Source organism: Paenibacillus sp. RC67 (assembly GCF_030020805.1).
GTDB lineage: Bacteria > Bacillota > Bacilli > Paenibacillales > NBRC-103111 > Paenibacillus_S.
The window spans coordinates 5,023,071-5,042,815 of sequence record NZ_CP125098.1; the positions used below are offsets into that span (position 1 = coordinate 5,023,071).

The 19,745-nt window shown below is 45.9% G+C and carries 17 protein-coding genes; 6 read left to right on the forward strand and 11 right to left on the reverse strand.

Features of this window, described 5'->3' with window-relative positions; genetic code table 11:
* Positions 1 to 36: 36 nt before the first annotated feature.
* On the reverse strand, positions 37 to 1,356 hold the full coding sequence (locus tag QMA13_RS22965; protein WP_282936064.1) for a Gfo/Idh/MocA family protein: 1,320 nt from the start codon (positions 1,354 to 1,356) through the stop codon (positions 37 to 39).
* A gap of 357 nt (positions 1,357 to 1,713) precedes the next feature.
* Between QMA13_RS22965 and QMA13_RS22970 the strand changes: the two genes are divergently transcribed.
* Positions 1,714 to 2,481, forward strand: coding sequence for a helix-turn-helix domain-containing protein (locus QMA13_RS22970; protein ID WP_282936065.1), 768 nt, complete (start codon positions 1,714 to 1,716; stop codon positions 2,479 to 2,481).
* 110 nt (positions 2,482 to 2,591) lie between these two features.
* Here the strand turns inward: QMA13_RS22970 and QMA13_RS22975 are convergent, their stop codons facing one another.
* The 6 genes from QMA13_RS22975 to QMA13_RS23000 all read right to left on the reverse strand — a co-directional run bounded on the left by QMA13_RS22975 (position 2,592) and on the right by QMA13_RS23000 (position 7,138).
* On the reverse strand, positions 2,592 to 3,902 hold the full coding sequence (locus tag QMA13_RS22975) for an ABC transporter substrate-binding protein (RefSeq protein ID WP_282936066.1): 1,311 nt from the start codon (positions 3,900 to 3,902) through the stop codon (positions 2,592 to 2,594).
* 122 nt (positions 3,903 to 4,024) lie between these two features.
* Entirely contained in the window at positions 4,025 to 5,161 is a 1,137-nt protein-coding gene (locus QMA13_RS22980; protein WP_282936067.1) for a glycoside hydrolase family 88 protein, read from the reverse strand.
* A 59-nt stretch (positions 5,162 to 5,220) separates the two neighbouring features.
* Entirely contained in the window at positions 5,221 to 5,469 is a 249-nt protein-coding gene (locus QMA13_RS22985; protein WP_282936068.1) for a hypothetical protein, read from the reverse strand.
* A gap of 95 nt (positions 5,470 to 5,564) precedes the next feature.
* Complete coding sequence (locus QMA13_RS22990) at positions 5,565 to 6,176, reverse strand: hypothetical protein (protein ID WP_282936069.1); 612 nt, start codon at positions 6,174 to 6,176, stop codon at positions 5,565 to 5,567.
* Between the two features lie 39 nt (positions 6,177 to 6,215).
* Positions 6,216 to 6,410 carry a sulfatase-like hydrolase/transferase gene (locus QMA13_RS22995; protein WP_282936070.1) on the reverse strand — a complete coding sequence of 65 codons (195 nt, stop codon included), beginning with the start codon at positions 6,408 to 6,410 and terminating at the stop codon, positions 6,216 to 6,218.
* A 614-nt stretch (positions 6,411 to 7,024) separates the two neighbouring features.
* Entirely contained in the window at positions 7,025 to 7,138 is a 114-nt protein-coding gene (locus tag QMA13_RS23000; protein WP_282936071.1) for a YjcZ family sporulation protein, read from the reverse strand.
* Positions 7,139 to 7,496: 358 nt separating this feature from the next.
* Here QMA13_RS23000 and QMA13_RS23005 point away from each other — a divergent pair, with 358 nt between their 5' ends.
* Both QMA13_RS23005 and QMA13_RS23010 read left to right on the forward strand, forming a co-directional pair.
* On the forward strand, positions 7,497 to 9,062 hold the full coding sequence (locus QMA13_RS23005) for a hypothetical protein (RefSeq protein WP_282936072.1): 1,566 nt from the start codon (positions 7,497 to 7,499) through the stop codon (positions 9,060 to 9,062).
* Positions 9,059 to 10,990 carry a TOMM precursor leader peptide-binding protein gene (locus QMA13_RS23010; protein WP_282936073.1) on the forward strand — a complete coding sequence of 644 codons (1,932 nt, stop codon included), beginning with the start codon at positions 9,059 to 9,061 and terminating at the stop codon, positions 10,988 to 10,990. The genes QMA13_RS23005 and QMA13_RS23010 overlap by 4 nt, the downstream gene beginning before the upstream one ends.
* Positions 10,991 to 11,165: 175 nt before the next feature.
* Here the strand turns inward: QMA13_RS23010 and QMA13_RS23015 are convergent, their stop codons facing one another.
* The 3 genes from QMA13_RS23015 to QMA13_RS23025 all read right to left on the reverse strand — a co-directional run bounded on the left by QMA13_RS23015 (position 11,166) and on the right by QMA13_RS23025 (position 14,479).
* Complete coding sequence (locus QMA13_RS23015; RefSeq protein WP_282936074.1) at positions 11,166 to 12,206, reverse strand: NAD(P)-dependent alcohol dehydrogenase; 1,041 nt, start codon at positions 12,204 to 12,206, stop codon at positions 11,166 to 11,168.
* A 63-nt stretch (positions 12,207 to 12,269) separates the two neighbouring features.
* Positions 12,270 to 13,253, reverse strand: coding sequence for an aldo/keto reductase (locus tag QMA13_RS23020; RefSeq protein ID WP_282936075.1), 984 nt, complete (start codon positions 13,251 to 13,253; stop codon positions 12,270 to 12,272).
* A gap of 65 nt (positions 13,254 to 13,318) precedes the next feature.
* Positions 13,319 to 14,479 (reverse strand): MFS transporter, encoded by a 1,161-nt coding sequence (locus QMA13_RS23025; protein ID WP_282936076.1) that lies wholly within the window; start codon positions 14,477 to 14,479, stop codon positions 13,319 to 13,321.
* 197 nt (positions 14,480 to 14,676) lie between these two features.
* Between QMA13_RS23025 and QMA13_RS23030 the strand changes: the two genes are divergently transcribed.
* From QMA13_RS23030 to nspC, 3 genes are all read left to right on the forward strand, one after another.
* Entirely contained in the window at positions 14,677 to 15,222 is a 546-nt protein-coding gene (locus QMA13_RS23030; protein ID WP_282936077.1) for a TetR/AcrR family transcriptional regulator, read from the forward strand.
* Positions 15,223 to 16,189: 967 nt separating this feature from the next.
* The gene (locus QMA13_RS23035; RefSeq protein ID WP_282936078.1) at positions 16,190 to 17,428 is read left to right on the forward strand and encodes a saccharopine dehydrogenase family protein; all 1,239 of its coding nucleotides are present in this window, start codon (positions 16,190 to 16,192) and stop codon (positions 17,426 to 17,428) included.
* A gap of 1 nt (position 17,429) precedes the next feature.
* Positions 17,430 to 18,557 (forward strand): carboxynorspermidine decarboxylase, encoded by a 1,128-nt coding sequence (gene nspC / locus QMA13_RS23040; RefSeq protein WP_282936079.1) that lies wholly within the window; start codon positions 17,430 to 17,432, stop codon positions 18,555 to 18,557.
* A 184-nt stretch (positions 18,558 to 18,741) separates the two neighbouring features.
* Here nspC and argC read toward each other — a convergent pair whose 3' ends face one another.
* Entirely contained in the window at positions 18,742 to 19,695 is a 954-nt protein-coding gene (gene argC / locus QMA13_RS23045) for an N-acetyl-gamma-glutamyl-phosphate reductase (RefSeq protein ID WP_282936080.1), read from the reverse strand.
* Positions 19,696 to 19,745 lie beyond the last annotated feature (50 nt).

Sequence of the window (19,745 nt, forward strand, 5' to 3'; positions counted from 1 at the left end):
ATCCATCTCCCCTCCAAAGCAGTCTATTAGAATGATTTATACTAGCTGGAGTTCTACGGTTCTTTGTTCAAGTCGCGACTGATCGGCTGCAAATCCGATCAAGTGCCCGTAGAGCGACTTCTCCAGAGATGTGGAGGAAATCGATGGTACTGCACCCTTCAAAACCTTGACGAAATCGGCGACAAGAAGCAAGTCACCTCCGCCATGCATATCCTTTGATACCCCAAGCTCGATCTGTTGTTCAGAATAGATGTGGCCTTTGCGTGCATCGGGACGTCGTATGACATAACTTCCTTCCTCCATCTCTCCCTGAATTTCGCCTTTTGTCCCTACAATATGGATGGAACGACATGGTTTAGAAACACCACCGGTCATTACATGTGTTGCTGTACTGCCATCTGCGAACTCTATAATTACCGTTTGATGATCAACCACGTCGTTATCGCAATGCCAAACACAGCGACCGTATGGGCTATCCTGTCGAAGCGATTCCGCCAATTCCTCGTCGCTCATCGTAACACCCAAATGCGTATTGTAGGTTACATAAGCCTTCCACAATCGCTGCTCAATGTAGTTTTTACGAGCGGAATAGGGGCAAGTGTCCTCAATTGCGCAATCGACCAGACATCGGGTACCTGCCCCTAAAGGCGCTTTCTCAGGTCGGAATTGCGACAAACTTCCGAAGCTGCTTACTTTCACCGGCTGGACATCTCCTTTCATCCATGCCAATACGTCCAAGTCGTGGCAGCTTTTAGCCATGAGCATAGAGGAACCGCTTTTATCCAGACGCCCCCATTTTCCTCTGACATAAGCCATCGCCATGTGGTGATATGTGACGTTTTCGGATGAGGTTAAACTGACAATATCACCAATGACTCCATCGGCTATTTTTTGACGAATCGATTCGTAGAATGGCGCATATCGAAGCACGTGACAAATCATTACTTTTCTGCCACAGCGTTGCGCTTCTTTATACAGACTCAGGACTTCATCCTCGTTAATACCAATCGGCTTCTCCAACATAATGTCATATCCAGCCCTAAGCAAAGGAATCGAAGTGGATACATGCAAATGATCCATGGTACCGTTAATCACAGCATCCGCCATCTTAGGCTTACTTATAAATTCCTCGATATCAGCAAAACAGCATCCTTCTGATAATTCAAATCTCTCCTTGGTTAGAGATCTACGTTCACCATCCGGATCAACGACCCCGACAATTTTCATTTGTTCAGGATGCTGCTTGGCGTATGAGGCGTATATAAGGCTGCGGTGACCGGCTCCAACGATGACGACGGTTACAGGTCCGGCCTTATTGTTCTTATATTCAAGATTCTCTGATAATTGGTAGCTCATTCTTATTTCCCCCAGTATGAATTAATGATAATTGTACTTGTTCAAATGAATACTCGGACAATCGTAATCTATTCACTAGCTGCTGTTGCGAAATACGGATAATGCAGTACGTTTACCTCCATCATCGAATGGTCCTTAACCAAATGCGGGTTAGAAGCATCTGCCACCTTCATTCCGCTATCGTCTTTTCCTCCTTTAAAATTCCTGACTTTATCGCCTTGTTAGCGAGGACTTTAATGTTTTATAATACCTTTAACTTACCATGTACATTTCAGGAAACGAATGTCCGAATAATCGCATTACTTGTAAATATGTGTGATTTAACTGAATTTGCTTCTCACTTCTAGGAGGATGTCTATGAAATCCAAAGTACTTTCCGTTTATTTCGGCTCTCGAACGTATCAATCTATTAGGGAACTGCATACGCATGAGTATTGGCAGCTGGAGATTGTTACTCATGGCGTTATGCAAAGCAGAATGCTCGGAGAGGAACTTTCTCTGGAAATGGGTGATATGCTGCTGGTTCCACCAGGCTGGGAGCATGGATTTACATATAATAAGCAAGGCGTCTCCTGGCTTACCTTAAAGTTCGAACGGGAAGATGATGGCTTTCCTGTATGGGGAGGAATTATTCACGGCAACCAGTTTACAAGCAGACTAGTCTCCTCTTTCAAGACGGTAATTCATGAATCCCCTTACAGGAGCTTCGAGAAAACATTTATTAGTGGTTTTCTTGAAACGATGCTTCATTACGTTCAGTCCGACGAATTCCATAAAACAGACGATTCCTCCGAGTTGTTAGTGAAGCTTATTATGGAAAAGGTAAATAAGCGCAACGGAAGAGCAATCACGATCAACGAGCTTGCTGAAGAGCTATCGTATACACGCAGTCATTTATCAAAGAAGTTCAAGGAAATTACCGGTGAGAACCTAAAATCTTATATCGACCATGTCCGTATCCAAAAGATAGAGGAATTGCTGCGTTACAAAGAACAAAGCATTTCCGAAATCGCCGCCGATCTCGGATTTAACGATTTATTTTCATTCTCGAAATTTTTCAAGAAGCATACAGGCGAAAGCCCACGACAATTTAATAGGAAGTTTGCTTCCTGGCGCAGTTTGTAGTCAGTCATGAGGGCCTGGATGAACTTGTGCAAGCATGAATCCAGGTTATTTTAACTCACGGATTAGCTCGTTTTTTAAATGGGCAGGCGACGTGTCCAAAATGATTTCATTTATTTTGTTTTCGCCTCTTTGATGGCTCTGTTGAGTGACTCGTCGAAATCGCGCAACGTCGTATTAATGTCCTTCGTTCCTTTGATGAACTCATTGAAAACCTTACTCGCAATGCTTGCCGTTGGAACTGTCGTCAGCTTGGAATCGCGGGAAGGAGCCGGCTTTACCGGTTTGTTGATATAGAGTGCACCTGTGTTTTTCCCTTTCAGCATCGCAAAATCCTGACCGTATGCTTTCTTCACATCTTCATTGTTAAGCACCGTTACCTTTCCAGCTTTACTTGCCGCCAGTTGCATTTCGTAAGACAGAATGAAATCGATAACCTTGAACGCATCTTCCTTGTATTTGCTGGAGCTCATGATGTAGTAAAACCGGGGATTCAGCTGCGCGTTAGTGGCTTTAGCCTCAGTCATCGTGGGTAGTGAAACCATATCCCAGTTGACGAAATCGGACGGGAAGCTATCGATTGCTGCGGTTACGTCTGCATGCATAGCGGAGATCCGTTCCTTGGTGAAATCATTCACCTCTTTGACCCGGCTCCGCTCATCAAGCGGTTTGTCCAGCGGAAGCTGATAAAACCTGCCAAGTGTCGTAAAAATGGATCGCCACTCATCCGTGTTGACCGCTGCCCGATCTTCCTTAGGATGTAAATAAGGAGCTGCAAGCTGATTATTATCAAATAAATACTGGAAATTCATCGTCATTCCCTTATACTGAACACCGTCAACCACTTTCGTCAGCTTGACAGACAAATCATAAGCCTCATCCCAAGTCATTCCGTCTTTTGGATAAGGAAGTCCGAATTTGTCAAAAATGTCCTTGTTGTAGTACAACACCGGGGTAAACGTGGTGACAGGCAGACCAAAATAAGTGCCTCCATAACTCTGCGATGCGCTGCGTATAATGTCCAAATATGCTGGGTCTATCCGGTTAAGATTGAAGCCTGTTTTTTTGATCATATCAGACAGGTCGTATTGCAAATTCAAATTCACAAGACTGTTATCCAGTGCAGATAAGCCCTGATAATACAGGTCCGGACTATCTCCTGCGAGTACGAGGTCCTTAATTTCCTTGCCTTTGTCAGCCCCTTGGAATTCAAAGGATATATACGGATACTTTGCCTTCACCTTGTCAGCAATTTCATTTTTAAACCTGTTTTCATAATCCTTGTCCCCCGTATAAAATTTCAACGTAACGGGCTGCTGCTGTTGCTTGATATCTTCTTCGCCAAGAGGGGCGGAATTACAGCCGGCAAACACTGCCACCGATAAAGCAAGCGTGAATGAGATATAACCGATTTTATTTTGCATATCCAGATCCTCCTTCGTTAGTACCTGTATGTAAGCGTTCCCTTGCATTAGAAAGCGTTATCAATTCATCCACTATCATGGCGGTGTAGAAGAGCTTCGGAACGTAGCTTGACATTACTTCATTACCAGAATAGCTCTGTTTGTCCACGCAGTTTAGCCAAAGCTTCCACGAAATAATAATCGCCATAGATCAATCCAACATCGATATTTTTGTTAGCAGGCCAATGGCCCGTACCGTGGGGTAGTATGGCTTCGTCGCTTGCATTCCAGATCGCGTAATGATCCGTCATCGACTTCAGAATGCGCTTAGCCGCAGTTTCGTACAATCGACCTTCTTCCGCAGGCAGCAGCTCCCCGAGCAGCAGCAGACCGCTCGCCGCAATCGCTGAGGCTGAGGAATCTCTGGGAGCATTATCGTTAGTCGTCAAGCGGAAGTCCCAGTAAGGAACAAGGTCTTCTGGCAAATTGGCCAGGAAAAAGTGGGCCACTTTCTTGCTCCCCTGCAGATACTTATCGTCCTTTGTATACTGATAGCAAAGCGCCAAGCCATACAGCGCCCATGCTGCTCCTCTCGCCCACGCCGATTCTGGCGCAAACCCTTGACCACCCAATGCTCCGACGCGTTCGCCTGTCTCCGGATCGAATTGTACGATGTGGTAGACGGAGCCGTCTTCACGGATAAATTCACGCAGTACGGTGTTGGCATGCTCCACTGCAATATGCTTGAACCGCGGGTCTTTTATTTCCTCAGAAGCCCAGAACAGCAAACTCAGGTTCATCGTGCAATCGATGATTGCCCATCCGGTATTGCCGTTCTCGCTTTTCCAATTGCTTTGATTCCATGCACGGATGAAATTGCCTCGGATATTGAATCGGCTCGCGAGCCATGCTGCCACCTTCAAAGCACGCAGCTTAGACTCTTTGCTTCCTGTCAGTTTATAATTAGCCACAGAGGTTAGGCTCCACATAAAGCCGACATCATGATGCAGATTCATATATTCATCAATGCATAGATCCATTTTGCTCTCGCAAGCCTCAGCTATCCTCTTCAGCTCCTCGTTACCCGAATCTCGGTACATCAGCCACAAGAGCCCCGGCCAAAAGCCGGATGTCCAGAAACTTGGATCCGTATTATCGTATTTACCTTCTTTGGATACATGCGGAAATCCAGCTCCGATCGTCCGGCTCGTTTGTTCGATTTTTGAAATTACTTTGTTCCATGCCTCGTCAATCCATAGTTCATTTCGTTCTGCGCACATTTTTCGTTCTCTCCTTAGGTTGAGTTGTTAGTCCTGCTGCGTTACAATACCACTCGACTTTATATTTTAAATTGCCCGTAATCTCCCAAAAAGCGGTCATACAAGTCGTCTGGCAATTTAAGCAGATCGTTCGTATTTTGCATGTATTGCCTTAGGCAGTCCAACATCCTTTCGATCCGGCTGCCATGCTCATCCGACTGAAATGCCAAATTAGTCATTTCCTGCGAGTCATTCTTTACATCGTAAAGCTCTATGAACATTTCATCCTTGAATATGTCCACGATGAGCTTAAAATCTCCATAGATCACGCATCGTTGGAAGTTGCTCCGCGCCCCGTTGCCATCGAACTGGATGAAGATCCGATCGCGCTCGAGTCGTTACTGTTCTCCACGTATCAGCGGCATTAAGGACAGACCCGACACACCTTCAGGTGTCTCGATATCGAGATATTCGCTTTCCATATGCGTTCCCACTCTTCGCGGTTATAAGACGTCCCCAGCATTCCTGTCAAATTGTACAGCTGGAGCGGCGATTGTTTGTCGGCCCACCTACCGACATTATCCGGCAGCTTCACCTGCTGGATCATCGAATACCACGGCTCCGGAATTTCAAGAGGTGGATGCGGTGCAAGAAACATGGCATTAAGCGCAAATGGCTTATTTCGGTCTCTATTGCGAAGCGCCTCCAAAGAATCGTTGAGAATGAACCCGTCGAAGAAATAGTCAAGCTCCTCCTCATAACGTCCAATCGTTGGAATCGAATATTTGCGCATCCGCGTTATTTTACCGAAGGCTAGCTCTCGCACGGGTCCTTGAAATGCCGGTCCTCCCGGTTTATTCTTCCCGTTCGTCTTCAAAAACGCTTCATACCGCTTTTCCAGCTGCAGCCAATGGGTTGTGTTGTTATCACTGTGCTCCAGCTTAGGTTCGGTGTACAGGTGCTGCTTGCCGGTATGCCAGCTGTCCCAGTGATCCTCGAGCAGCTCATACAAGTTCGTATGTCCCGGGCGAACCATGCCATGCTGGTTCTCTTGCTCTGTCCATGGGTTGATCAGCTAGCCCGTTATGTTAGGATATTTACCGGTAAAAAAAGCTCCCCTGGCAGGAACACATAGAGGCGATGCACAGTAAGCCCGGTCAAACACGACACTCTCTGTTTTCAATTGATTGATGTTCGGTGTATGATCGCCTAGTGTATCCCACCGGAGCTGGTCAGCCATAATGATAACGATATTCGGCTTATCGCTCACTTGTCGCTCCCTCCCTCATTTGAATACATTTGTTCGGCATCTCCACGGTAGCTCAAGCGGATTCGACGACCGGCTCCCACCGCCGACTCTCAATGAAGGATGCCACCTTCGTCCGTCACTTCTTTCGTAACTATGTACTGTCGTGTGCAATCTGTTCCATGTTTCGAATTCCACTCCAGCTCTACAGTCCAAATTCCTGCTGGCGCTCATAAATAAATGACTCTAAGATGTTCTAGTCCATACTCTACCTTTGCAAAATGAACGCTGTCGATGAGGTGGAATGGATAAGTCGCAAATGGGCTATGCATATCGGATTCAGGTTATGATTGAGACATCATTTAGCATAGCATTCGTCCCCCGCGTAACGAATGCTCTAATTGTCGTAATACTTGTTATTATGTGTGATTCTATTCACAAAGCGTATAATTCATTTGTTTAATAAAAAACCGTCAGGAAAGCTTCCTGACGGTTTTATTAACATTTTACTTCGTCATTCCTTTCAGCATGTCCCGATACATGCCCGGATGTACCACACGAGATTCTTATCCAGCAAGAGCTTGTCAATGCTAAAAAACGCCCGGGCTGTTTAGCGGCCGGGCGTTAGTGTATACCAATTAGTAGATAAATCCACGAGTAACAATGACAAGCAGAATGAAAAGTACGAGAATAACACCCGTAGAAGTAAACACACCTGCACAACTGCAACTACCTGCTACTCCTAATCCCATTGTGACATCCTCCCTCCCGGTTCTAAGGTATTGTATGTGTTTGTGCCGATCATGGATTGGGCCAAGTCAAAAATTGTTTGAATATCAGGGATCATCCGTCGTTACAAACCTCCTACCCCTTTCATATACTAAATTCGCAAAAATTGCTGCGTCTTCATTTGTAATAGGACTCTCCATCTAGATAGTAATCAGCTGCGCCACGGACTTGCTGCTGAAGATTAAAATGAAACCTTGTCTCGATTACGTAATAAAACAAAGGGCTGCGACATATTTTTACAGTAGATTTAGGGTCTGGGGATAACGGCATGACCGCGAGCGTTTCTCAAACCGTGTCATGTCATGGATGGAGGTAATACAAATGTCATCTCAAGGTGAAGAGGTACTGGCAGTCGGTTCCGGAACCATCTTGGTCGAGCTGGTTAAAGCATGGTATGAATCGCGTTTATCGAAGCTCTCCATATTGGCAATCAACACATCGCTTGCAGAAGCGGAGCAGCTTAAGGCGGCCTGGGAACAGGCGCTTCCGAGCAATCCGGAAACATCTCTGGATATTATCCTTGCCGAAGCGGAGGGCGGCGAAGTGAATTGGAACGCTGCGATTAGGCCGTTCTCCTTTATTCTGTATGCTGCTCAGCATGACGACCTGAAGGAACTTGAGAAGCTGGAGAAGCTGGAGAAGCTGGAGAAGCTTCAGAGCGCCTGCTTAGCAGAAAAGAAGCCGCTGCTCCCTGTAATGGATCTACGAGGAATAGGCATCGCCGGGCCGCTGCTGCACCCGGACGGAGACTGCTGTGGGAAGAGTGCTTGGCGGCGCATTCACGCGTCCGTACTCCCCCCGGGATGGGAATCATACCCTTTCTATGGGATGACCGCTACCCTCTTATCCAATCTTATCGTATATGAATGGTACAAGTGGCATGCTGGAGACAGCGAGCCAAATAGCAATAATCATTGTTATATCTTGAATCCGCTCACGCTGGAGGGAAGCTGGCATCCGGTTCTTCCGCATCCTTTCTTATCGGGTCACGAAGCGGTCCACATGGCGCCGGAGCTGGAGCGAACCCTTGAATCAGATCAGGAGCCTGATGCGGAGCAATGGTTTTCTTGGTTCAACGGACTGACCTCCAAGGTGTCGGGCATTTTCCATGTTTGGGAGGAAGGAGCATTGAAGCAGTTTCCGCTGGCACAATGTCTCGTGCAGCCCGTAGACCCGCTATCCGCAGGCTTTGCGCAGCTTTTGCCGACCATCATTTGCAGTGCTCTGACGCATGTAGAGGCCCGGCGGGAGTCCGGGCTTGCAGGAATAGAATCCTATGCCGCTCGCATGGCCCCGCTCTGGATACCTCGGCTATCCTCGAGCCAGCAGAAGGACATCAGCATCGGAGCAGGATTCACGTTTGCCGAAGCGGCTGGGCGCGGGCTGATAGCTTGTTTGACCAAAGAGCTGAACAGACGGACCCTCCATCATGATAGGGTTCTCTCTCGCATGGAAATGGTCCGAATTGAAGATGTTCACTGCCGGTATTATTTGCAAGCTCTGAATATTATGGAGGGCGAGATTCTCATTGCATCCGGAGAGCCGCTGCTCGGATTTCCGGTCGTGTGGGTTCTCTCGGATAATTCCTGGTATGGCTGCGTAGGCCTTGATATGACCTTAGCGCTTCGCCGATCGCTGCAAAATGCCTTGATGAAAACGGAAATCGCCGCGGTTGGTGCCATGATATGGAGCGACGATAAGCCGCAACGCATTGCCGTTTCTTCTGCAGCTTCCATAGGTCACGCATCTAGAATGCTCTCAGCGGTAAAGACCTTGAAGCAGCATCATAAACGGCTGGAGTTCTTCGACATGCGGTGCGAGCCCTTTCTGGAAAAAGGGCCGCTTGAAGTCGTTGGCGTACTGCTCGGTGAGGAGGCATCTCTATGAATACCGTCGTTATTATCGGAGAGGGACTGTTGGCAGATACAGTGTGCAAGTATTTGTCAGGATTCCCGATAGTGCGCAGATCCGCACTCGGTGACAATTTACCTCCTGCGGGGCTAGTATTGGTGTTGGGAGGGAACTCCTCTGCTCATCTCCAAGCAGAGGAGGTGCTGCAGCCGCTTGGCATCCCTTGGCTGCGCTGCTTTGTGTCCGATGGAGAAGGAGTTATTGGGCCGCTAGTCCGTCCCGGGACTGCTGGCTGTTCCCAATGTGCGGAAAATAGACGCTCCATGGCGAGGGAAACCAAGGAGGATATGGACGATCTGATCATGAGACTCATCTCCGCCGATTCTCTCCCTACACCGGTTCCAGAGGTATCTCCTTTGGCGTTACGACATATCGCATACTTGGTCTCATCAGAAGCAGCCAAGGTGCTGCAAGGCGATAAACCGCATTCCAAAAGCCACATCTATTTAGTTGACCTGATTGACCTGAATACCACAATTCACTATATCCTACCTGACCAATCTTGTCCGGTTTGCGGCCAATGTCCGGAGGATTCGAAGGAAGCAGCCCAGATAACACTAGAAGCTCGCAGGAAGCTCAACCGGGACAATTACCGCAGCCGCTCGATGAATGATTTGCAGAAGGTTCTGGTTAAGGATTACTGGGATAGACAAACCGGACTCTTCAACGACAGGGTGCAGGACTTCCTGTCCACCTTTGCCTGCGTGGTTGTGAATCTTCCTTTGCCCATGTTGAATGAATTGACAGGAGGGCATTCGCATTCGTTCGCTGACAGCGAGCTGGCTGCCATCCTCGAAGGTTTGGAGCGATATTGCGGGTTCGCTCCGCGGGGTAAACGAACGGTTGTGCATGACAGCTTCATTAACTTGAAGGATGATGCCTTGGATCCGTTGAAGGTGGGGCTCCACGCGCAGGAGCACATGGAGCAGCCGGATTTTCCCTATTTACCGTTCGATCCTGATGCCGATATTCCTTGGGTGTGGGGATATTCATTGCTGCAGGAACGTCCGATTCTGGTCCCCGAGCTGCTGGCTTATTATAGCCTGGGCTATGGTGGAGGCTTTGTTTATGAGACTTCTAACGGTTGTGCATTAGGCGGGAGTCGGGAGGAAGCAATTTTATACGGCATTTTGGAAGTTGTTGAGCGCGATTCGTTCCTGATGACCTGGTATGCCAAATTACCCGTTCCACGGCTCGATTATCGTTCGTCAGGAGACAAGGAACTGATGACGATGATCGAACGTTTAAGAGCTGTAACGGGGTATGAGGTGCTGCTGTACAATACGACGATGGAAAACGGCATTCCAAGCATCTGGGCTATAGCTAAGGGAAGCCCGAATCAAGCACTGAATCTCGTTTGCGCTGCAGGAGCCCATCTGGATCCTATCCGTGCGGCCAAGAGCGCAGTGTATGAGCTGGCTGGGACGATCACTAGGGTTGAGTCAATCTGGAAAGAACGCCGAGATGATGCTGAAGCTATGTTTCATGATCCTTTCCTGGTGCAATTTATGGAGGATCATTCCTTGCTCTATAGTTTGCCTCAAGCGGAGGAACGACTCGGATTTTTGCTGGACGAACAGCGTCCTCTACGGACTTTTGACGAAGAATTCGGCTCTGTAGCGGCGAATGACGATTTAGCGGATGATCTGAAGCAGGTTCTTGAGGTGTTTCGCAGCTTGCAGCTGGATGTCGTCGTAGTCGACCAGTCAACAAGCGAGACGCTCCGCAACGAGCTGTACTGCTTCAAAGTGCTGATACCAGGAATGCTGCCGATGACGTTCGGACACTCGCTTACTCGATTGACGGGCCTGAACAGAGTGTTGGAGGTGCCGATGCAGCTGGGATATGCCGATCACAAGCTGTCGCTGGAGGAGCTGAACCCCTATCCGCATCCTTTTCCGTAACCATGTCGTGTAAGTCTTTTTCAGTATAAATCAAGATGCACTGTCCTCATTAAGAAGAGAACCTCCAGCGCTGCCATGGGAGCAACCTGGAGGCCTCTTGCGTAACTAGTAGTAATCAAATCACTTATGATTGCTTTTCATCTAGCTACCAATAGTGGATTTTGTATCTTGCCAATTATAAGGTCGAGATGTCGATAACAAATCGATAACGCACATCACTTTGGAGGACTCGCTCATAGGCTTCATCTACTTGATCGGCACGAATCACCTCAATTTTAGGCACAATGCCGTGTTGAGCCGAGAAGTCGAGCATCTCTTGGGTTTCCCGAATTCCACCAACGAGTGACCCGGCTATACTGCGGCGGCCCATAATTAAGGAAAACACATTGTATTGATCAGGCTTGCCTGGAGCACCAACATTGACAAGTGTTCCATCTATGCGAAGCAGCGATAAATAGGCATCCACATCAAGATTGGCAGACACAGTGTTCAAAATGAGGTCAAAACGGCCAGCCAACTCATTAAATGTATTGGGATCACTAGTTGCAAAGTAATGATCTGCGCCAAATTCCATGGCTTCATTTTTCTTATTCATAGACCGGCTCAAGACTGTAACTTCAGCACCCAGGGCATGAGCGTATTGGATCGCAAGATGGCCAAGTCCGCCCATTCCCAAAATCGCAACCTTCTTGCCCGGGCTGGCGTTCCAGTGTTTCAAAGGTGAGTATGTGGTGATGCCAGCACACAATAAAGGACTAGCCACATCCATAGACAGAACGTCCGGAATACGAACGACGAACCTTTCGGTTACCACTATTTTTTGACTGTATCCCCCGTAAGTTGGTTGACCATCGTAGTCCAAGGCATTATAAGTTGAAACAACGCCTTTCATACAAAATTGCTCTTCGCCGCTGAGGCAGTATTCGCATTCTCCGCAGGAGTCTACGAAGCAGCCGACGCCAACACGGTCGCCAACTACGAATTTAGTAACCTCCGATCCAACAGCTGCCACGACCCCAGCGATTTCATGACCAGGAACCATCGGAAAGATTCCCCCTCCCCATTCATCATGTGCACTGTGAATATCAGAATGGCAAATCCCGCTATACTTAATATCGATTAAAATGTCGTCAGGCCGCAGCTCTCTGCGCTCAATCGTTTTCTTTTCAAATGGTGCTTTTGCGCTTGATACGCTTAGTACATGAGTATTACACATAATGTTTATTACCCCTTTATTAAATAAAATTATAAAATCCTTAACTATAATCCATACTGGAGGTCATGTCCACATCGGCAGCAGCGTTTCTCCACGGTCTGTTGCAGGAGCAGGTGTTATCGAAATTGAAGAAATTTCATTACGCCATTCAGAATTCATCTCCACATCGATAGCAGCAAGTGAATATTCAAGCTGGTCTACATTTCTAGCTCCAATAATGGGTGCCGTTATGACCGGATTGGACATAACCCAAGCAACAGCAAGCGTTGCAGGATGAATGCCATGCTCGGCAGCATAGGCTTGAAACCTCTCGGCGACGACATAATTCATTTCATCTGCATAGCGATCCGTATATCGCTTTTCTTCAACTAAACGTCCTTGCTCCGGTCGTTTATTCACGCCGTATTTTCCTGTAAGCAGGCCAGCTCCCAAAGGACTGTAAGAGATAACTCCCATTTGTTGAGAGGCGGCGAGAGGCAAAATTTCGACCTCGGCTTGACGCTTAACCAAGTTGTACATCGGTTGGATCAATTCGAAGCGAGCCAGTTGTTCTTTGGCGGATATCCCTAAGGCCATGGCGATTTGCCAAGCAGCCCAATTGCTCACCGCAGGATAGAGAATCTTGCCCTGTGCCTGAAGATCATCAAGTGCTCTGAGGGTTTCTTCCATAGGTGTAAGCTCATCGAACATATGCACAAAGTAAAAATCGATTCGATCGGTCTTCAAACGGCGCAAACTGTTTTCGACTTCAAGCATAATATGACGGCGAGAGAGCCCTTTCGCATTGATATCCGTACCCATTGGATAATATAGTTTTGTCGCAAGCACCATCTCATCCCTGCAGTCCGCCAAGCATTCCCCTAATATTTCTTCAGCACGCCCCCCGCTATAAACATTTGCCGTATCGAAAAAGTTAATACCCGCTTCGCGGCAGCGCTTGAACATCACTTTGGCGGTTTCTTCATCCGCATTTCCGCCGAACGACATCGTCCCAAAACATAAACTTGAGACTTGAATGCCCGTTTTTCCTACTGTACGGTATTTCACATTAATAAACCTCCTATTCAGGTATGATTTCATTTATGCAATTCAATTGGCCCGATCTTGTTCTTTCACCCATCTATTGAAGTGAATCGCAGTTTTGTTTTCATCGAACGTTTCACAATGAATATGAACACCAACATGGAAATAACGACGGTCACTGCGCTGACAGCGAACAAGAACGAGTAGCTAGTGTACTGAGAGACCCAGCCTAGCAGGATCGCGCCTAACCCGATTCCGAGGTCGGTGGCTGTCGCTAAAGATGCATTCGCAACTCCTTTACGATCAGGGCGGGCAAGACGTATCGTTGCCGACTGGAAGGCTGGATGCGCAGAACCGAAACCGATCCCGTACAAAACCGCTGAAGTGAGTACGCCGAACAATCCGGTTGACAAACTTAAGCAAACTAAAGCCAAAATCGTAATGACAAGGGCCGGAACGATAACTAGCATCTCCCCATACCGATCCGAGAGTTTCCCCGAAAGAGGACGGCTCAGCGCAAGGGTTGCGGCGAAGGCTAGAAAAAACACTCCGGAATTGACATGAATAGATTCAGTGAACAGCGGGACAAAGGTGGTAATGCCGCCATATGCGATAAACATGAAAAAGACAGAGGCTGAGATAGGCAGAAGCGATTTTTCAAACAACTCGATTCTCCTTGCGCTCGTCTGCGGCCGGAAAGGCATTTTGGCTCCAAACGTTAGGAGCAGTGCTACTACAGAGAGAACGAGTGCGAATAGAAACAAAGTCTGGTACGACAAGCCCTGGATCACCCAGATCCCGACCATCGGGCCGAATGCCATAGCCAAGGTCATCGACGTGCTGAACCACCCCATGCCTTCTCCGCGTCGGGCAGACGGGATCATATCCGTTACGGCTGTGCTTATGGCAGTAGTAGAAACAGCCCAGCTTATCCCGTGCAAGATTCTGAGCCCCATTAAAACGGTAATTCCACCGATCCAGTTATATAAATACATGGCCAAGATGAAGAGCAGCAGCCCACAGACGATAAACGATCTCCTTCCATAACGGTCCAGCAGCCCGCCAACGATCGGCCGAACCATAACGGAAGTCAACATAAAAGCGCCCATCGACATGCCGACCTGAGCTTCATTGCCGCCAATCTGTTTAATAAATAGCGGCAGCGTTGGATACAGCATATAAAATGCGTTGAATAGGAAAAGCGTTCCTACGGTCATAAGGATAAACGACTTCGTCCACAGGCGTTCCACGGTTTCTGCCTCCTCATGTGGGATAACAATAGACTTAATTCCCTTAAGTAAATCGATAATAATTGAATAATCAACGTCTGTCTATTATTATAAAAAGTAATGAGATGTTTGCAATGGTTAAATGAACGTGTTTTGTTGATTTTTGAACATAACAAACAAAATTGTTGATTATTTAAGAAAGTTTGGTGATTTTCAGAATGTCCAAAGTAGATAGAAGAATACTTAAATCCCAAGAAGCGATTAAAAAAGCTATTATTGAGCTGATGTCTGAAAAAAGTTTTGATGACATTACCATACAAGATATTTCCGGCAGGGCAAATGTAAACAGAGGGACCATCTATCTTCATTACCAGGATAAATATGATTTACTGGATAGGCTCATAGAAGAACATATTAATGAAATGCGCGAAATCTGCACATGGGCATGTGAAATGGATTGGAGTGATGCGACTGTAGTCCTTTTCGAATATTTTGAGCGTAATTATTTATTCTTCTCAACGATGTTAGCGAGCAAAGGTGCCCCTTCCTTCCGTAGTCGGTTCCTTGATTTTCTTATCGATGAGTTCAAAGATGAGGTCAATATAACAGAAGAAAAAAATCAAGCTTTACATGAAGATGTGATGCTTCGATTTATGGGTACGGCTTACGTAGGGACAGTGGAATGGTGGATCATGAATGGAATGCCGCATCCGCCTAAGGTCATGGCAAATCAAGTGGGGATTTTGCTAGAGAGGATTGTATAGTCGATTGGATCGCAACTCCTTACAATTGGGATCTCGTTTCCAGTGCTTTTATCTCTTTGCCAAGTAATTGCAAATGAACTTAAGAAAAATAGCTGTAAAAATCCATAAAACCACTCCAAAAATGCTAATGTTATATTCATTTGTTCGGAAAACAAATATCTTTAAGACATCAATATCAAACAGGTACCCGATAAGTGTATATATCATTAAAACTACTATTGCTATTAAATAGTTTGCCTTCTTTGAGTTCATGTTCAACATTCATCCCCTTCGCTTACATCATTTTACCATAGATTCTTATTGCACTAATTTGCCCATTAGCGTAACGCGGTTGCTAAATGAATCGACCAAATATTTCCTTTAATATTCCTGTTGGATACCTTGAATTTGATATCTCATTTTGTTGTCAACGCTGTCAAAAAAAAACATGCAATTATTTTAAATTTTTTCTTGCTCAATCACCCCTAGCCTGCTATTATGAAGAAGCATGATTTTTGGAAAGCGAACATTCAATATATATTTAGGATCTTTCCAAGCAGATAATCTTTGACCTCTTCCTTTAAGGAAGTCAAGGCCATACGGACAGCCGGGTCAAATGCCGATTGGCAACTTTCGTTGCTTTATTGATTGAGTTAAAAGCTCAAATTTTATAAGTTGGTTACTTTACAACCAGTGCATATGCATACAACTTGTGAAACGGTCAATAAGAGTGGTAAAAGTAATTATTTGCTATATAGACTCTGATCCTAACATCGTATATTTGAATATTAAGAGCCTTTCCATGAAACGATGAGTTTTATGGCTGACTGACGAGCACACTAGAGGTTTGTCCGGTCATGGTTATTGGGACAATCTTATTATTTGACTATATCGAAGCAAGTGTAATGCGCATGGTGCGTGTTTCGCTTGCTTTTTTTGTTGCCGTTTTTACATTGAAAACAATTTATTTAGAATAGGAGATTGAAAAATGGGAAAAGCACTAATCATCGGCGCCGGCGGCGTAGCTTCTGTAGCAATTCATAAATGCGTTCAAAACAGCGAGGTGTTCGAAGAAATTTGTATCGCTAGCCGTACGAAATCCAAATGCGATGAATTGAAAGCAAAATTGGACGGTGGCAAAACCAAGATTACAACCGCACAGGTCGATGCAGACATCGTGGAAGATCTGATCGATCTGATTAACGAATTCAAACCAGATATCGTCATGAACCTGGCTCTGCCTTACCAAGATTTGACGATCATGGATGCTTGCTTGGCCACCAAAACGCACTATATGGATACGGCAAACTATGAGCCAGAAGATACGGCGAAATTCGAATACAAATGGCAATGGGAGTACCGCGAACGCTTTGAAAAAGCAGGAATCACAGCTCTTCTGGGTAGCGGATTCGATCCAGGCGTAACCGGTGTATTCTCTGCTTATGCGCTGAAGCACTATTTTGACGAAATTGAATATATCGACATTCTGGATTGCAACGGCGGGGATCATGGTTATCCTTTCGCAACCAACTTCAACCCGGAAATTAATATCCGTGAAGTGTCTGCTAACGGACGCTACTGGGAAAACGGGGAATGGATCGAAACAAAACCGATGGAGATCAAACGTGTTTATAACTTCGCTGAAGTCGGCGAAAAGGACATGTACCTGCTGTACCATGAAGAGCTTGAATCCCTTGCACAAAACATGCCTGGACTGAAACGCATTCGTTTCTTCATGACTTTCGGCCAAAGCTATCTCATGCACTTAAAAGCGCTTGAAAACGTAGGAATGACTTCCATCGAACCAATCGAATACGAAGGAAAAAAAATCATTCCGCTTCAATTCCTGAAGGCTGTACTTCCGGACCCGGCTTCCCTGGGACCTCGTACGGTAGGCAAGACGAACATTGGTTGTATCTTCAAAGGAAAAAAAGACGGCCAAGACAAAACTTACTATGTCTATAATATTTGCGACCATCAAGAGTGCTATAAAGAAGTGGGCTCCCAAGCCATCTCCTATACAACTGGCGTTCCTGCCATGATCGGCGCGGCGATGGTCATGACTGGCAAATGGAATACACCGGGCGTATTCAATATCGAAGAGTTCGATCCGGATCCATTCATGGAAGAGCTGAACAAATGGGGACTTCCATGGGTAGAAGATTTTAGTCCGGTGCTTGTTGACGCGTTGTCTGAAGAAACTAAACAACCGGAGCTCGTTCGCTAATATGAGATTCGAAGAATTGCCCACACCCTGTTTCGTAGTCGATGAAGCACTCATCGAAAAAAACCTGAACATTTTGAACGGCGTCATGCAGCGTACGGGAGCCAAGATTGTGCTGGCGCAAAAAGCTTTTTCCATGACCGCTATGTATCCCCTCATCGGACAATACTTAAGCGGTACGACCGCGAGCGGTTTATTCGAGGCACGATTGGGTCACGAAGAAATGGGCAAAGAAAATCATGTCTTTGCCCCTGCCTATCGTGAAGATGAAATGGACGAAATTATATCCATTTGTGACCATATCATCTTCAATTCCTTTTCCCAGTTGGAAAAGTATAAAGCGAAAGCTCTTGCTGCAGGTAGAAAAGTAGGCCTTCGCATCAATCCGGAATGCTCGACGCAAGAGGGACATGAAATTTATGATCCTTGTTCACCGGGGTCTAGATTCGGCGTGAAACGGGATGATTTCCGGCCAGAGCTGCTTGAAGGCGTATCGGGACTGCATTTCCATACCCTTTGCCAACAGAACTCGGACGATTTGGAGACCACGCTGAATGCGGTCGAAGAAAAGTTCGGACCCTATTTGCCGCAAATGGAATGGATCAATTTCGGTGGCGGTCACCATATTACTAGAGACGACTATGATATCCCAAGATTAGAAGCTTGCATTTCGCGTATGCAGAATAAATACGGCTTGGAAGTCTACCTTGAACCTGGAGAAGCCATTGCGCTCAATGCGGGCTATATGGTCACCTCCGTCCTGGATATCCATAGGAACGGTATGGAGATTGCCATCGTAGACACGTCGGCAACCTGCCACATGCCGGATGTTCTGGAAATGCCGTATCGTCCGCCGCTTATCGGTTCGGGCGAAGCCGGGGAGAAACCATACACCTACCGACTTGGCGGTCCGACCTGCCTTACGGGCGATGTCATCGGAGACTATTCCTTCGATCAGCCCCTAAAGAGCGGCGACAGATTAGTTTTTGAAGATATGGCGATCTACTCCATGGTCAAAACCAACACCTTCAACGGCATGCCGCTGCCAGCCATCGCCGTGCAGATGAAAGATGGCAATTGCCGCATCGTTCGCGAGTTCGGCTATCAGGATTTTAAGATGAGACTAGCTTAATAATTCATCAAAGCCTTAACCCTGCTTTATAAGAAGGGTTAAGGCTTTTTAGTCTAACGTCTAGTTCACCGGAATTAAACCTCAATTAAACTGCCCGTTAGTGTTTTTCAAGTGTTCCTCTATATTAAGATAGTTGGATCACATTGACAATATTTGTTCATCTGACAACAGGTTTAAACATGATTTAGTATACCAAACTATTTCCTTCGTCGAATCCAAGCATCAGATTCATATTTTGTACAGCAGCACCTGATGCCCCTTTTCCTAAATTATCGTATCTGGATATAATATTTATCTTGTCTTTTTGTCCAAAAACAAATATTTCTAGTCGGTTCGTATTATTACATTCAGATATCATCAAGTGCCCTTCATCGAGGTAAGCTTCTGAATCGTACGGCATCACATGTACGAAGCGCTCTGTTTCAAAGTACGTTGATAATACTTCATGGACATCTTTTGCGGAAGGGTTTTTCGGCATATACCTACTCATTAAGGGAACTGACATTGCTAGTCCTTGCGCATAATTAGCTTTAATGGGTGTAAATAATGGCTCATATAAAAGCCCGGAATACAACAACATCTCAGGGATGTGCTTATGATTGAGTTGCAACGAATAATGTCTTGGAACATTGAGTTTTTTTTCAGTAACTAATGTTAAATTCTCATATTCCTCAATTCCACTTCTTCCTGCTCCGGAATAGCCAGTCACTGAATAACAGGTAATGGGATAATCTTGTTGAAGAATACCCGCTTCGATCAACGGTCTAATGGTAAGGATAAAACCAGTAGCATGACAACCAGGGACGGAAACTTTTGAAGTGGTACGTATTAAATCTCTTTGATTTTTTAATTCAGGCAAACCATATATCCAATTTTTATCAGTTCTAAAGACAGTGCTGGTATTAATGATTTTGGTTTTTTCATTTTTAACAAGAGCGATGGACTCTTTTGCAGCCGTATCTGGGAGACAAAGAAAAACAATATCTGCTTCATTAAGAAAATTGCTTCGTTCTTTAGGATCTTTTCTTTTATCGTAGTCAATCCTGAGAACCTCTATGTCTGATAGTTTTGATAAATACTCAAAAATCTTTAAGCCTGTTGTACCTTCTTGTCCGTCAACAAATACCTTATACTTCATAATCGCCCTCCTTAGAATGAATAAATATACTATAATAAGTATATTTATAC